The sequence below is a fragment of the Methylobacterium sp. CM6257 genome (assembly GCF_054611515.1).
Window position 1 is genome coordinate 5,347,997 of sequence record NZ_CM137735.1, and the last position, 14,009, is coordinate 5,362,005.

General features: G+C 69.5%; 12 protein-coding genes. 8 read left to right on the forward strand and 4 right to left on the reverse strand.

Annotated elements, in window-relative coordinates; genetic code table 11:
* Nucleotides 1-74 precede the first annotated feature (74 nt).
* The 3 genes from ACYCO6_RS26065 to ACYCO6_RS26075 form a co-directional block, all read right to left on the reverse strand.
* Nucleotides 75-866 (reverse strand): hydroxypyruvate isomerase family protein, encoded by a 792-nt coding sequence (locus tag ACYCO6_RS26065; protein WP_459764714.1) that lies wholly within the window; start codon nt 864-866, stop codon nt 75-77.
* Between the two features lie 3 nt (nt 867-869).
* The gene (locus ACYCO6_RS26070) at nt 870-1,541 is read right to left on the reverse strand and encodes an aspartate/glutamate racemase family protein (RefSeq protein ID WP_459764716.1); all 672 of its coding nucleotides are present in this window, start codon (nt 1,539-1,541) and stop codon (nt 870-872) included.
* A gap of 105 nt (nt 1,542-1,646) precedes the next feature.
* Nucleotides 1,647-2,687: a LacI family DNA-binding transcriptional regulator gene (locus ACYCO6_RS26075; RefSeq protein WP_459764718.1), complete on the reverse strand. Its 1,041-nt coding sequence runs from the start codon at nt 2,685-2,687 to the stop codon at nt 1,647-1,649.
* A gap of 197 nt (nt 2,688-2,884) precedes the next feature.
* Between ACYCO6_RS26075 and ACYCO6_RS26080 the strand changes: the two genes are divergently transcribed.
* The 8 genes from ACYCO6_RS26080 to ACYCO6_RS26115 all read left to right on the forward strand — a co-directional run bounded on the left by ACYCO6_RS26080 (nt 2,885) and on the right by ACYCO6_RS26115 (nt 13,346).
* Nucleotides 2,885-4,192, forward strand: a complete 1,308-nt coding sequence (locus ACYCO6_RS26080; protein WP_459764720.1) for an alpha-hydroxy acid oxidase — start codon at nt 2,885-2,887, stop codon at nt 4,190-4,192.
* 13 nt (nt 4,193-4,205) lie between these two features.
* Entirely contained in the window at nt 4,206-5,276 is a 1,071-nt protein-coding gene (locus ACYCO6_RS26085; RefSeq protein ID WP_459764722.1) for a lactonase family protein, read from the forward strand.
* Nucleotides 5,277-5,532: 256 nt separating this feature from the next.
* On the forward strand, nt 5,533-6,828 hold the full coding sequence (locus tag ACYCO6_RS26090; protein WP_459764724.1) for an MFS transporter: 1,296 nt from the start codon (nt 5,533-5,535) through the stop codon (nt 6,826-6,828).
* 16 nt (nt 6,829-6,844) lie between these two features.
* On the forward strand, nt 6,845-7,681 hold the full coding sequence (locus ACYCO6_RS26095; RefSeq protein WP_459764726.1) for an NAD-dependent epimerase/dehydratase family protein: 837 nt from the start codon (nt 6,845-6,847) through the stop codon (nt 7,679-7,681).
* Between the two features lie 235 nt (nt 7,682-7,916).
* Nucleotides 7,917-8,618, forward strand: a complete 702-nt coding sequence (locus ACYCO6_RS26100) for a substrate-binding domain-containing protein (protein ID WP_459764729.1) — start codon at nt 7,917-7,919, stop codon at nt 8,616-8,618.
* A gap of 133 nt (nt 8,619-8,751) precedes the next feature.
* Complete coding sequence (locus ACYCO6_RS26105) at nt 8,752-10,074, forward strand: MFS transporter (RefSeq protein ID WP_459764731.1); 1,323 nt, start codon at nt 8,752-8,754, stop codon at nt 10,072-10,074.
* A gap of 147 nt (nt 10,075-10,221) precedes the next feature.
* On the forward strand, nt 10,222-11,853 hold the full coding sequence (locus ACYCO6_RS26110; protein WP_459764733.1) for an ABC1 kinase family protein: 1,632 nt from the start codon (nt 10,222-10,224) through the stop codon (nt 11,851-11,853).
* 260 nt (nt 11,854-12,113) lie between these two features.
* Complete coding sequence (locus ACYCO6_RS26115; protein ID WP_459764735.1) at nt 12,114-13,346, forward strand: sensor histidine kinase; 1,233 nt, start codon at nt 12,114-12,116, stop codon at nt 13,344-13,346.
* A gap of 22 nt (nt 13,347-13,368) precedes the next feature.
* On the opposite strand, the gene ACYCO6_RS26120 is transcribed toward ACYCO6_RS26115, so the two are convergent.
* The gene (locus tag ACYCO6_RS26120) at nt 13,369-13,710 is read right to left on the reverse strand and encodes an Hpt domain-containing protein (RefSeq protein ID WP_459764737.1); all 342 of its coding nucleotides are present in this window, start codon (nt 13,708-13,710) and stop codon (nt 13,369-13,371) included.
* Nucleotides 13,711-14,009: the final 299 nt, after the last annotated feature.

Below are 14,009 nucleotides of genomic sequence, written 5' to 3' on the forward strand. Positions count from 1 at the left end.
CTTCGAGGCCCGCTGGCGCGGGCGCCTCAGGATGAGGGTGGGGACTTGGAATCCGCGATTCAAACGGCCGGCTGCTAGGCCGCCCGCATCCAGCCGAGCCCCGCCTCGGTTCCGGCCGCGGGGTGGTACTCGCAGCCAACGAAGCCGGCATAGCCAACCTCCTCAAGCGCCGCGAAGATCGGGTCGAACGCGATCGTGCCGGTCCCCGGCTCGTGTCGGCCGGGATCGTCGGCGATCTGGACATGGGCGATGAGCGGCGCGTGCGCGCGGATCAGCGCCGCCGGATCGTGGCCCAGGCAGACGCAATGGTACGCGTCGAACAGCAGCTTGACGTTGTCGCGGCCGATCGCCCGGATCGCCTCGACGGCCACCAGCGGGTCGTCAATCACGTAGTTGGCGATCGAACCGGGGCCGATCGGCTCGACGATTACCGTCATCCCGCGTGCCTTGGCGGCATCGGCCGCGAAGGCGAGGTTGTCGAGATAGGTGTCCCAGAGACGCGCCTGCTCGACCCCGGCAGGACGGACGCCCGCCATCGGATGGACCATGCGGCAGCCGAGTTGCGCCACGTAGTCCAAGGTCGGCTCGATGGTGGAGCGGTAATAGTCCACCTTGTCGGGCAGCGCCGCGAACCCTTTCTCGCCCTTGCTCGCGTCGCCGGCGGGAAAGCCGGTCTGGACCAGCGGCACGCCCGCCCGCTCAAGCCAGCCCGCCACCTCCCGGGCCGGCGTCGCGAAGAGGTTCGGGTGCTCGACGGCGCGGAATCCTAGCCGCGCGGCGGCCGCGAAGCGCTCGGCGAGCGGCAGCTCCGTGAACAGGAAGCCGCAATGGCCGCTGAGGCGGTCCTTGAAGGCACCGAGCTTCATGGGTCAGGCGCTCCTGCCGGTCTCGATCATCGCGCGCATCCGGTCCACCGCCGCATGGGGCGCGGTCAGGACCGGGACATTGACCGCCTTGCGCACCGCCTCGGCCGCCCGGGAGGTGGAGAAATGCGCCAACATGATTGCGTCGCATTCGGCCAGCTCCGGTGCCCGGTCGGCGACCAGCCGGTTGTGTGTCTCGGCATCGCCGGCCCGCAAGCGCGCCATCGCGTCGTCCACCAGCACCGTGCGCAACGTGGCCGGCCGGTCGGCCTGGCCGACGAACTCCTCGAACTCGTCCGTCATCGTGCCGACCGAGGGGCCGAAGGTGGCCAGCATGCCGATGCGCTGGCCCTGCGCGATCGCGGCGCGGAACATCGCCTCATTGGGCTTGAGCACGGGAATCGGCACGGTCTCGATCAGCCGGTCGATGGCAGGCCCGAAGGCCGAGCAGGTGATCAGGATACCGTCCGCGCCCATGTCGTGGCCGTAGCGCCCGAACCGCACGAAGCGCTCGATCATGCCCGCCGAGATCTCACCCGGCTCCTTGGCCCTGTCGAGAGACAGGCCGTCGTCGAGGAGATTGACCGTCTCGGCCTCGGGCCAGTGTTCTGCGAAGGCGGCCTGGATCGGCGCCATGGCGACCGGCGTCGCGTGCAGGAGGACGATGCGGGGAGCCATGCTGCGTCTCGGGTTGGGCGCGCCGACCACCAGCCCGGCCGCCGTCGATTATCTTGTAAGCGATTTCAAACGAGGGGCAAGCTAGCGCAACGCGCGCCCCTCGGCCTAGCGCGGGGGCGGCGCCGTGCTGGCGCGCAGAATCAGTTCGGCGTCGATCTCGGTGAGGCGCACCACCGGGCGCCCCTGGATCCGCGCGATCAGGTGATCGCCGGCGGCATGGCCGATCTCGGCGGAGTGAATGCGGATCGTCGTCAGCGGCGGATCCAGGAAGGGCGCGAAGTCGGAATCGTTGTGGCCGATCACCGACAGGTCGCCGGGGACGGCGAGGCCCCGGGCCCTGGCCTCGATCATCGCTCCGAAGGCGATCTGATCGGTGCCGCAGATGATCGCGGTGGGCGGCTCACCCCCGGCCAGCATCTGACGGAAGCCGTCGCGGCCGCCGCCGATGCCGTAGGAGATCTCGATGTCGTGCTCCGGCGCGAGCCGCAGGCCGCGGGCCGCCAGCGCCTGCGCGATGCCGTTCACCCGGGCGCCGCCGCGGTCGTTGTCCTTGCGCAGGCCGGAGATCACCCCGATCCGACGGTGGCCCAGATCCATCAGGTAGTTCGCCGCCCGGGCTGCCGACGCGGCGTTGTCGAATCCGACGCAGGGGCGCTCCCGCGAAAGGCTGAAGGTCTGCACCATCGGGATCCCGGTGCTGGCGATCCGGGCGTAGAGATCCGGATGGTGGATGTCGCCGACCAGCATCAGCCCGTCGACGCCCCGCTCCAGCAGGAAGGTCGCCTCGCGCAGCTCGTCCTCCAGGTCATAGCCGGCATTGGCGGCGACCAGAGTGTAGCCCGCCTGCCGCAGCCGCTCCTGAAAGCTCGACAGAACGCGGACGAAGGCCTCGTTCTCGATGTTGGGGACCACCGCGCCCACCGCCATGAACCGGCGCGTCGAGAGCGCCCGGGCCGCCCCGTTGGCGACGAAGCCGAGATCCTGAGCGGCGCGCATCACGGCCTCGCGCTTGTCAGCCCGAACTCCGGCGGAGCCGTTGAGCACCCGAGAGACTGTGGCGGTCGAGACGCCGGCACGGCGGGCCACGTCCCGCGCGACCGGGCTGCGCACCGGCGGTTCGAGGATCTCTCCCGGAAGGTCCAGCACTGAAATCGGTCTCCCTCTCCCAACCGGCTCTCCGCCCGCCTCGCGATGGCCGCGGCACAGATTTCGGCGGCCCTGGCACGCATCTTGGCCGCACGCGCCGAGTCGGACCGGCGGTATATTGACACCGCTCCGGGGCGCTGACTATCTGAAAGCGCTTCCAAAAACCCGCCCTTGCGGCGGCGCACAGGGAGGAGCCGATGGCGACGCTCGACCGGCCGGCCTCCGGCCTGGGGGCACCGGAACGCGAGGCGCCGACGGTAGGTGGGGCAGATGCCACGGCAGCGGGCATTGCCGCCCCGCAGGCCATCGTCACCAGCTTGAAGCGCAGCGACGCGGTCACGCCTTACCGGTTCCGCGACCTGCTGGCGCTCGACGATTTCGAGCGCCACGCCCGACGGCTCCTGCCGCCGATGATCTTCCAGTACGTGGCCGGCGGGGTCGAGACCGGATCCGCCCTGGCGCAGAGCCGTGGCGCCTATGCCGATTACGCCCTCGTACCCCGGCTCATGCGCGATACCTCCGCGCGCGACACCGCCACCGAGCTGTTCGGCCACACCTACGCGGCGCCCTTCGGGATCGGCCCGCTGGGCGGCGCCGCCTTCATTGCCTACCGGGGCGACCTCGTGCTGGCCGAGGCAGCGCGGCGGATGAACCTGCCGATGTGCTTGAGCGCCTCCTCGCTGATCAAGCTGGAGGACGTCCACGCCCAGAATCCGCAGGCGTGGTTCCAAGGCTACCTGCCGGGCGACCAGCACCGGATCGACCGCCTGCTCGATCGGGTCGAGGCCGCCGGCTACCGGACCTTCGTGGTGACCGCCGACACGCCGACGCTCGGCAACCGCGAGCACAACACCCGCAGCGGCTTCTCCATGCCGATCAAGGTAACCCCGAAGGTCGCGTGGCAGAGCGCGACGCATCCGCGCTGGCTCTTCGGCACCGTCGCCCGGACCTTCCTGAAGCACGGGGCGCCGCATTTCGAGAACACCGAGGCCGAGCGCGGCCCACCGATGATGTCGCAAGGGGCGGTGCGTAACACCATCGCCCGCGACCAGCTCTCCTGGAAGAACCTGGAGGCGATCCGCAAACGCTGGTCCGGCAACCTGCTGGTGAAGGGGCTGCTCGCCCCGGAGGACGTCGAGATCGCCCGCGGATGCGGCGCCGACGGCGTGATCCTCTCGACCCATGGCGGCCGCCAGCTTGACTACGCGATCGCGCCCCTCGACGTGCTGCCGGAGATCGCCGCCCGGAAGGGCGACCTGAAGATCATCGTCGACAGCGGCATCCGCCGGGGGACCGACGTGATGAAGGCGCTGGCGCTCGGTGCCGACTTCGTCCTGCTCGGCCGGCCCTTCATGTTCGCCGCCGCGCTGGGCGGGGCGGCCGGCGTCGAGCACGCGATGCGGATCCTCAAGGAGGAGCTCAACCGCGACATGGCGCTGATCGGGGTGAACCGCCTCTCCGAGCTCAATCCCGATTTCCTGCGCTGCGTCCCGCGACGGGCCTGATCCGGAGATCACGATGCCCGACGCCGCGTCCCGCCCCACCCAACTCGGCCTCGCCTTCGTCGGCTGCTTCACAACCGAGCGGCGCCGGGCGCGCGGCCAGGGCATCGACGTGTACCGCACCGGCGCTGGCCTCGCGGGCTGGACCCATCTCGGCCGGGTCGAGGGGCTGACGAATCCGTCCTTCCTGGTCGCCGACCCGGAACGCTCGATTCTCTACACGGTGCAGGGTGACGGCGAGGCGGCGAGCGCCTTCGCGGCCGCGGCGGACGGAGCCCTGCGCGCCCTCGGTAGCGCCGCCACCGGCGGCACCAACAGCGTGCATCAAGCCCTCGACCCGAGCGGGCGCTTCCTGATCGTCGCCAACTATGCCAGCGGTTCGGTGGCCCTGCTCCCGGTACGCACCGACGGCGGATTGGAACCGGCAAGCCACGTCCTGCCGCTCCCGGGCGAGCCCGGCCCGCACAAGACCGAGCAGGCCTGCGCCCACCCGCACCACGTGGTCCTCTCGCCGAGCCGGGGTCACGTGCTCGTCCCCGACAAAGGCCTCGACCGCGTGTTCATCCTGCGGCCTGACGGCGATCGGCTCGCGATCGTATCGGAGACGGCGATGCGACCCGGGGCGGGGCCGCGCCACATCGCGTTCCATCCGAGCCGCCCCCTCGCCTTCCTGGTAAACGAGCTGGAGTCGAGCATCGCGACCTGCCGGTGGGACGAGGCCATCGGCGCGCTCACCCCCCTGCACCTCGTTCCGACCCTGCCGCCGGACTTCTTCGGCGCGAGCACGGCGGCGGCGATCGTGGTCACGCCCTGCGGGCGCTTCGTCTACGCCTCGAATCGCGGTCAGGACGGCATCGCCCGTTTCCGCGTGGAGGAGGCCGCCGAGCGGCTCGATCCGATCAGCTGGACGCCGTCAGGCGGCCGCGACCCGCGCTTCATGACGCTGGCACCCGACGGCAAGCACCTGCTCGTCGCCAACGAGCAGGGCGACAGCCTCGTCGAGTTCGCGATCGATCCCGACACCGGCGACCTCAGCCGGACGGGCTCGCGCCCGAGCCTCAGCCCCTGCGCGATCGCCTTCCTGTAGGGCAGCCAAGCGTCCGATCGGACTCACGATTTCAGGAGAACCAAAGTCGAAACCGCCGCCCATCCCATCCGCCCCTCATCCTGAGATGCCGCAGCGAAGCGGAGGCTTCGAAGGCGGATCCCGGGAATCCCGGCGCCCTCTGGGGGGCTCCTTCGAGGCCCGCTGACGCGGGCATCTGAGGAAAAGGTCGGGTCTTGGAACAACCAAGATCGATGAAAACGAGAAACAAAAATATAAAAATCCTAGAGGAAACCCCATGCTCGCCAAACGATACAGGTTCCTGATCGCGTCTCTTCTCTTCGTCGCGGGAATCATCAACTACATGGACCGCGCGGCGCTCGGCGTCGCGGCGCCGTTCGTCAAGCAAGACCTTAACCTGTCACCCTCCGAGCTGGGGGTGATCTTCAGCACGTTCTTTTTTGGCTACGCGCTGTTCGCCTTCGTGGGTGGCCAGCTCGCCGACCGCTACGGTCCGCGCAGCGTCTACAGCTGGGCCGCCGCCTCCTGGTCGATCCTGTGCATGCTCACCGGTGCAGTCACCGGCTTTGCCCAGATGTTCGTGGTCCGCGCCCTGTTCGGCTTCGCCGAGGGGCCGATGAACTCCACCACGAACCGCACCATCACCACGTGGTTCCCCCGCGAGGAGACCGCCCGGACGATCGGCTTCACCTTCTCGGGCCAGACCGTGGGCAGCGCCATCGCGGCTCCCGTCGTCGGTCTGCTGGCGATCCAGTACGGCTGGCGGGTGGCCTTCGTCGCCATCGGCGCCGTCGGGCTGATCTGGGTGGTGGCGTGGCGCCTCCTGATGACCGACAGGCCGCAGGACAATCCGCGGGTCGGGGCCGAGGAGATCGCCCTCGTCGAGCGCAGCCGGGCCGTGACGCACCTCGCGCCCTCCGACCACGCGCGCTCCCTGCGGGAGTACCTGTTCCTGCCGAGCACGCTGTCGCTGGGTCTCGGCATGTTCGCGGTGAACTACACGCTCTACATCTTCCTCTCGTGGCTCCCGAGCTACCTCACCGACGCCCTGCACATGCCGGTGCAGCAGATGGCGCTCGTCGCCTCGATTCCGTGGGCCTGCGGGTTCGTCGGCTATGTCGGCGGGGGCATCGTCGCCGACCACCTCTACAAGCGCATGGGCGACAAGCTGGCCGCCCGGAAGCTCACCACGATCGTGCCGCTCGCCATTGCGGGCGTCGCGCTCATCGCGGTCAATGCCGCGCCGAATGCCGCCCTGGCGGTCGCGCTGATCGCGCTGGCGGTGCTTATGCTGACAAGTTCGGTGCAATCCTGCTGGGCGACGATCCACGAGCTGGTGCCTGAGGCGCGGGTCGGCGGAGTCAGCGGCTTCGTCCACCTGCTCAGCAACATCTCCGGCATCGTCGGGCCGACCGCGACCGGGCTCGCCGTGCAGTATCTCGGCGGCTACGCCAGCGCCTTCGTCATCGCCGCCCTGATCGCCGCAGCGGGCGTGATCGCGATGGCGATCTTCGTGCGCCGCCCCCGCGTTCCGGAGGCGGCCCATCCCCTGAACGCGGCCAAGGCCGCCTGATCCTGGAGCGGACCCCATGAGCGCGCATGCCGATACCGTCCCGCAGAAACCCGTCCTCCTGACCGGAGCTTCGGGCGCGCTCGGGCGCGTGCTGACGCGGGCGCTCGGGGAACAGGGCTGGACGCTCCGCCTCACCGACCGCGTCCCCTTCCCGGACCCGCTGCCCGCGGGGGCGCGGTTTCAGCTGGCCGACCTGGAGGACGGGCCGGCGATCCTGCGGCTCGCCGGGGGCTGCGGCACGATCCTCCATTTCGGCGGGATCTCCGTGGAGCACCCGTTCGAGACGGTGATCGGCCCCAACATCCGCGGCCTCTACCACGCCTACGAGGCGGCCCGCCGCGAGGGCGCCCGGATGATCTTCGCCTCCTCGAACCACGCCATCGGGTTCCACGAGCGCACCGAGGTGCTGGACGACGACTGCGCCCTGGCGCCGGACGGCTATTACGGCCTGTCCAAGGCCTACGGCGAGCTGATGGGCGGCCTGTATGGCCACAAGCACGGTGTCGAAAGCGTCTTCCTGCGCATCGGCTCCTGCTTCCCCGAACCCACCGATGCGCGGATGCTCGCCACGTGGCTCTCCTACGGCGACATGACCCGGCTCGTCATGCGCGCCACCCTGGCTCCAACCCTCGGCCCCACCAAGACGGTCGTGGTCTGGGGCGCGTCCAGGAACAGCCGCATGACCTGGTGGCGCCGCGACGGCCGCGAGATCATCGACTGGGCACCGCAGGACAGCGCCGATGCCTACGCGGCGGCGCTGGAGAAAAAGACCAGCGGCAATCCGGTGGCCGAGCGCTACCAGGGCGGCGGCTTCACCGCTCTCGACTATTCCCGCGCCGAGCCTCCGCGGTGAGGCCTCGGCTCATCGGAACTGCGATTCCCAACCCGCCCCCTCATCCTGAGGTGCCGCGCAGCGGCCTCGAAGGAGGATTCCAGGGGTGGGCGGCCAGCCGGAGGGCTCCTGCGAGGCCTCCGCTACGCTCCGGCGACTCAGGATGAGGTCGGAGGTCGGGAGGTCCAAAACATGCGCGTGCGACCTGACGGATCGTCGGGTCGGCCGGCTCTCAGGCGAAACGATGGGACACGATATGGCAGACGAGCAGACCGCGACGCGACTGAAATGCGCCCTGGTGGTGCGGGGCGCCTTCGACGCGCATGTCGTCCCCGCCTTCGAGGCGGCGGGCGGACGGGCGGCGATCCACTGGGCGCCGACCGCAGTCATCATGAAGGAGATCGAAGCCGGCGAGACAGCCGACGCTGTCCTCGTCCTCTCTGACGCCATGGACCGTCTGATCGCGGAGGGCCGGGTCGAGGCGGAGAGCCGCGTCGACGCGGTGCGCTCCCGCTACGGCATCGCCGTGAAAGCCGGCGCGAAGCACCCGGATATCGGCACCGTGGAGGCGCTCAAGCGCACGCTGGTCGAGGCGCGATCCGTGGCCTACTCGCGCACCGGCGCCAGCGGGATCTACTTCGCCGGGCTCCTGCCGCGACTCGGGCTCGCCGAGGCGGTCAACGCCCGGGCGACCATCATCCCGCAGGGTTTCACCGCCGAGAAGCTGGTCTCCGGCGAGGCCGATATCGCCGTCCAGCAGATCAGCGAGCTGATGGTGGTGCCGGGCATCGAGGTCGTCGGCCCCCTCCCCGACCCGGTGCAGGAGATGACGACCTTCTCGGCCGCGATCATGCGCGGAGCCACCGACCGGGCGGGCGCGGCGCGCTTCCTCGCCGGCCTGACGACGCCGCAGGCCGCCGCGGCCTACCGGACCAGCGGCCTCGAACCGGCCTTCTGACCGGCACGGCGGTCACGATCCCGACCTCATCCTGAGGTGCCCACCTCAGGATGAGGAGTCCGCGCTGGAGAAGCCGGTCATTCAAACCCCGGTCAACCGGATCAAAAGCAGAACACTGTACCGAGAGGAAACGATGGCCCCGAACGAACAGGACCGGATCGTCCGACAAGTCTTCTTCAGGCTGATGCCGCTGCTCTTCATCGGCTACGTCATGGCCTATGTCGACCGGATCAATGTCGGCTTCGCGGCCCTGCGGATGAACGCCGACCTCGGCATCGGCCCGGCCGTATTCGGCCTCGGCGCCGGGATCTTCTTCATCGGCTACTTCCTCTTCGAGGTGCCGAGCAACCTGATCTTGGAGAAGGTCGGGGCGCGGCGCTGGATCGCCCGGATCATGATCACCTGGGGCCTACTCTCGGCGGCGATGATGTTCGTGCAGGGCGCGACGAGCTTCCTCGTCCTGCGCTTCCTGCTCGGCGCGGCCGAAGCCGGGTTCTACCCGGGCGTGATCCTCTACCTCACCTACTGGTTCCCCAAGGCGTACCGCGCGCGGATCTTCGGCGCCTTCGCGGTGGGGATCCCGGTCTCGCTGGCGATCGGCGCGCCGCTCTCCACCGCGATCATGCAGCTCGACGGGCTGCTCGGCCTCAAGGGCTGGCAATGGCTATTCCTGCTGGAGGGCCTGCCCACCACCCTGTTCGGCTTCGTCTTCCTGGCTCTGATCCCCGACCGGCCGAAGGATGCGACCTGGCTTGCGCCCGCGGACCGCACGGCCCTGCAGGCGGTGATCGACGCGGAGCAGCGGGCGGTGGCGGCCACTCACGGGACCAGCCTGCGGAAGGCCTTCGCCGACCCGCGGCTGATGGCCCTGTCGTTCATCTACTTCGCCAATACCGGCGCCAATCTCGGCCTAGCGTTCTTCCTGCCGCAGATCCTCAAGAGCACCGGCCTGTCGGACATGCAGACCGGCCTGATGACCGCGGTTCCTTACGTGTTCGGGGTGATCGGCGGTCTGACGATCGGCTGGATCTCCGACCGCACCAACGATCGCCGCGTGACGCTGGCGAGCGCGCTGATGCTCACAGCGGCAGGCCTGGCGCTCGCCGGCCTCGCCACCGGCTCGCTCTGGGCCGTGGCCTTCATGGCGGTGGCGGCGGCCGGCCTCTACGGCGGCAAGGCGCCGTTCTGGGCCCTGCCGTCGGTATTCCTCTCCGGCAGCGCGGCGGCCGGCGGCATCGCGCTCATCAACTGCGTGGGCAATCTCGGCGGCTTCGTCGCGCCGTCCATCGTCGGCTGGATCCGCGAGACCAGCGGCAGCTTCGAGGCCGGGCTGTATTTCCTGGCGGCCCTGGCCTTCTCGGCGGTGGTCGTGACGCTGCTGGTGGTCAACGCTCGCTTCGGCGACGCTCGCCGGCCCGCGGCAGCCCCCGGCCCGGCGGTGGCGCCGCGGACCTGACGCGATCCGGGTGGGGATCGCCCCAGATCCCCACCCGCGACGCTGAAGTCGCCCCAGGGCTCGCCATCCCGGGTTCGCGACCGCAAAAAAGTCCTTATGCTCGTGCTGTCCGGACGCCCAATCCCGTCCGACCGGATCGCGCCCTCCATGCTGAAGACAGCCTTCGTTGCCGCCCGCGACCGCCAGCGGCTGTCCGAGATCGCGACGATCCTGATCGGCTTCGGCGTCACGCGGGTCGTCGACCGCCTCGGCCTGCGCCATCTGCCGCTGCTTCCGCGTCGCCAGCCCCGGGTCGATGTCACCCGCCTGTCCGAGCCCGAGCGCCTGCGGCGGGCGATCGAGGCGCTGGGCCCGACCTTCATCAAGTTCGGGCAGGTTCTCGCGAGCCGGCCCGACCTCCTCTCGCCGGCCTGGACGGAGGAGCTGCAGAAGCTCCACAGCCAGGTCGTGCCGGTGCCGTGGGAGCAGATCGGGCCGCAGCTCGAGCAGGATCTCGGCGGCTCGCCCCTGGAGGTGTTCGCCGATTTCGACACGAACCCCATCGCCTCCGCGTCGATCGCTCAAGTCTACCGGGCGCGCCTGCACTCGGGCGAGGACGTGATCGTCAAGGTCCTGCGGCCGAACCTGCGCAAGATCATCGAGGCGGATCTGCGCCTGATGGCGCACGGGGCGCGCATCGTCGAGAACGAGTGGCCCGACATGGCCCGCTATCAGCCGCGGGAGCAGATGCGCCACCTCGCGGAGGGCCTGAACGGCGAGCTCGACCTGCTTAACGAGGCGCGCAACTGCGAGCTGCTCGCCCAGATCTTCGAGGGGCGGGACGACATCGTCTTCCCGAAAATCCATTGGGAGTACTGCTCCGAGCGGGTGCTGGTGCAGGACTTCATCCACGGCATCCCCCCCAACGACGAGGCGGCCCTGAAGGCGGCCGGGATCGACAAGAAGCTCCTCGCCCAGAAAGGCACGGACGCGTTCCTGCGGATGGCGCTGATCGAGGGCCTGTTCCACGCCGATCCGCATCCGGGCAACATGCTGGCCCTGCCGGGCAACCGCATCGGCTTCATCGATTTCGGGATCATCGGCCGGCTGTCGCAGCGGCGACGCTCGCAGCTCCTCGTGCTGATCGGCGCGATGCTCAAGCAGGACGCGGACGGCCTCATGGCCGTGCTGCTCGACTGGACCGGCGCCAGCAACCCGGATCTGACCAAGCTCCAGGTCTCGGCACAGTCCTTCGTGGAGAGCCACTCCTCGATCCCCCTGAATCTCGGGCTGGTACTCACCGACTTCATGAACATGGCCCGCGAGAACGACCTCGCGATGCCCACCGACCTCGCCATCCTGTTCAAGGGACTGGTGACCGCCGACGGCGTGATGCGCCACCTCGACCCGAATTTCGACCTGTTCGCGGCGGCCGGCCCGACGGTCCGGGCGAGTATGCAGACGCAGTTCTCGCTCTCCGCCCTCAAGCAGAAGGCCGAGGCGCTCGGCGTCGGGCTTTACGGCGCGGCCTCGGAACTGCCGACCCTCATCCACCTGATGCTGGTGCGGCTGAAGCAGGGCCGCGTCACCGTCGAGATCGAGGTGAAGGGGCTCGACAAGGTCACCCGCGGCATCGAGCGCGCCGCGGCCCGGGTCGCGGTCGCCCTGGTGGTGGCGGCCTTCGCCACCCAGCTGGCGCCCAGGCTGATCGACCTCGGCACGCCGGTCTTCGTTTCAATTGGATTGATTATTTTCGTGCTCGGTATCGGCTGGCTCGTGCTGCTGATGCGGAACAAGTGACTGTTCTCGCCACGGAATCTGGCGAAGCTGAACGTTTTCGCCCGCCGGCGAATACACAGTTCGTTTGCTAATCGCCGGCGGCATGTTAGCAAGAGGGATCCAACGATTCGCCAGGCCGCAGGCGGGGGCGCGGCATCAGAAGCGGTCCGAACCGCCGATGCGCCCCAGCTTCCGACATCGCGTCGCCGCGCCCTGTCGTCGACGGATCTCCGCTGACGCGCCGCCTACGGGCGGCCCGCCGGGATGAAAGGGGGCGGGCGATGGATGCGGGCATCGTGTTGCCGCGGGCGGCCGGAGCGGAGCAGCATCTGGACGCGCTCGTTGCGGAAAACATCCGCCTGCGCGCCCTGCTCGAACAGGCAACCTCACGCGTGGAGACGGAGCGCCAGCGCGGCCGCCGGCTCGGCCGCATCGGCGAGGCGGCGGGCCGCGTAGAAGCGGAGCGTCTCGCCGAACAGGGGCGGTTCCCCGCGTCGCCGCTGCACGGCACGGTGAGCGCCCCGGACGCGAGGCCACCCTGCGCCCGCTGGCCGCGGCCATTCGGGTTTTCGCAAGCGGCCGCCGATTACCTGGAGGTGATCGACCGCGACGGAACCCTGATTACAGCCAGCGAGAACGGCCCTGCGCTCCGCGGTGCGCAGGACGAGGCGGAGGTCATCGGCCGTCCCTGGATCGATGTCTGGACGCGCCTCGAGGATCGCGAGGCGGCGGCTGCGGCCCTGGACAAGGCGCGGATGGGGAAGCCGAGCCGCTTCCAGGGGCAGCTTGAGAGCGGCCGCTCGGTCCGGTGGTGGGATGTGGCCGTCACGCCGGTCGGCGCGACGCCCGGCCGCCCCGAGCGCATCCTGGCCGTGTCACGCGACATCTCCGACTTGAAGCTCACCGAGGCGCGCCAGACCCTGCTGATGCAGGAACTCGCCCATCGGATGAAGAACACCATGGCCATGGTCCAGGCGGTGGCGGCACAGACCATGCGCAACGCGGTCTCGCTGGAAGCCGCCGGCGAGGCCCTGGCCGCGCGGCTGCTGGCTCTCGCACAGGCCCACGACGTCCTGCTCCAGGGTTCCTTTGCACGGGCTTCCCTCGCCGGTCTGGTCGATGGGGCGGTCTCCCTGCACGGCGACGGCGTCGCGGACCGGTTCCGGGTCGCAGGCCCCGACCTCACGCTGGGCCCTCGCCACGGCATGATGCTGGCCCTCATGCTGCACGAACTCGGGACCAATGCCGCCAAGTACGGCGCGCTCTCCGTCGCGGCCGGACATGTCGGTATCAGCTGGGACGTGGCCGACGAGGCGAACGGCCCGATGCTCCGGTTCCGCTGGCAGGAGACCGGCGGTCCTCCGGTGACTCCGCCGACCCGCACGGGCTTCGGCACGCGCCTGATCGCCCGTAGCCTGGCCCACAGCTTCGGCGGGACGGCGCGGCTCAGCTATCCGCCGGAGGGTGCAGTGCTGACCTTCGAGGCGCCCCTCGACGCCGTCACGGCGGCCTGATCGGCCCGTGGCGCCGCAGGCGTCACGCGTCGGTTTCGACCTCCGCCCGCATATCCCGCAAGGCCGCGAGCGTCCGGTCGCGCAGGGACCGGAGGTCGACGAGTGGCCCCGACAGGTCGCCACCGGCCTTGGCGGATTGCTCAAGGTCGCGGCAGGCCAGGGAGAGGGCCGCGCAGCCGAGCATGCCCGACATCGACACCAGCGTATGCGCCTCGCGCCCATAATCGGCATCATCGCGATCCGGACCTTCGAAGGCGGTGGCGAGGCTCAGGACGAAGCGGTCGAGGATGCGGACGAGCTTCTCCGTGCCGATCACGGCACTGAGTTCATCGAGCGCTTCTTGGTCCACGAGCGCGTGTGACACCGTTCGTCTCCAACCGTGGACCCGCCAGGCCTTCCGAGAGAAGCGCGCCACGGCGGCGATGTCCCGCAGCATGGGGCGCATGGCCTCGATGAAGCCGGTTTGTGTCAGGTTTTCAACAAAGCGCAATCCCTTTCCCGGCATTGCGCGGCGATCTGGGCAGAGATCGGAAAGACCATCCTTGTCCCACATGCAGACACACGGCAAAATTGCATATGCGGCTTCAATGAAGTTATTGATTGTACTCCGCCCGGACTTCCCGCCGGGTGGCCAGCGCGGCGCATAATGCTTAGGGATTGATT

What these genes read in the sequence shown, in the direction of transcription:
- ACYCO6_RS26090 (WP_459764724.1), top strand. Translation starts at nt 5,533, where the DNA reads ATGCTCGCCAAACGATACAGGTTCCTGATCGCGTCTCTTCTCTTCGTC.
- ACYCO6_RS26065 (WP_459764714.1), bottom strand. Translation starts at nt 866, where the DNA reads ATGAAGCTCGGTGCCTTCAAGGACCGCCTCAGCGGCCATTGCGGCTTC.
- ACYCO6_RS26115 (WP_459764735.1), top strand. Translation starts at nt 12,114, where the DNA reads ATGGATGCGGGCATCGTGTTGCCGCGGGCGGCCGGAGCGGAGCAGCAT.
- ACYCO6_RS26105 (WP_459764731.1), top strand. Translation starts at nt 8,752, where the DNA reads ATGGCCCCGAACGAACAGGACCGGATCGTCCGACAAGTCTTCTTCAGG.
- ACYCO6_RS26070 (WP_459764716.1), bottom strand. Translation starts at nt 1,541, where the DNA reads ATGGCTCCCCGCATCGTCCTCCTGCACGCGACGCCGGTCGCCATGGCG.
- ACYCO6_RS26080 (WP_459764720.1), top strand. Translation starts at nt 2,885, where the DNA reads ATGGCGACGCTCGACCGGCCGGCCTCCGGCCTGGGGGCACCGGAACGC.
- ACYCO6_RS26110 (WP_459764733.1), top strand. Translation starts at nt 10,222, where the DNA reads ATGCTGAAGACAGCCTTCGTTGCCGCCCGCGACCGCCAGCGGCTGTCC.
- ACYCO6_RS26095 (WP_459764726.1), top strand. Translation starts at nt 6,845, where the DNA reads ATGAGCGCGCATGCCGATACCGTCCCGCAGAAACCCGTCCTCCTGACC.
- ACYCO6_RS26100 (WP_459764729.1), top strand. Translation starts at nt 7,917, where the DNA reads ATGGCAGACGAGCAGACCGCGACGCGACTGAAATGCGCCCTGGTGGTG.
- ACYCO6_RS26085 (WP_459764722.1), top strand. Translation starts at nt 4,206, where the DNA reads ATGCCCGACGCCGCGTCCCGCCCCACCCAACTCGGCCTCGCCTTCGTC.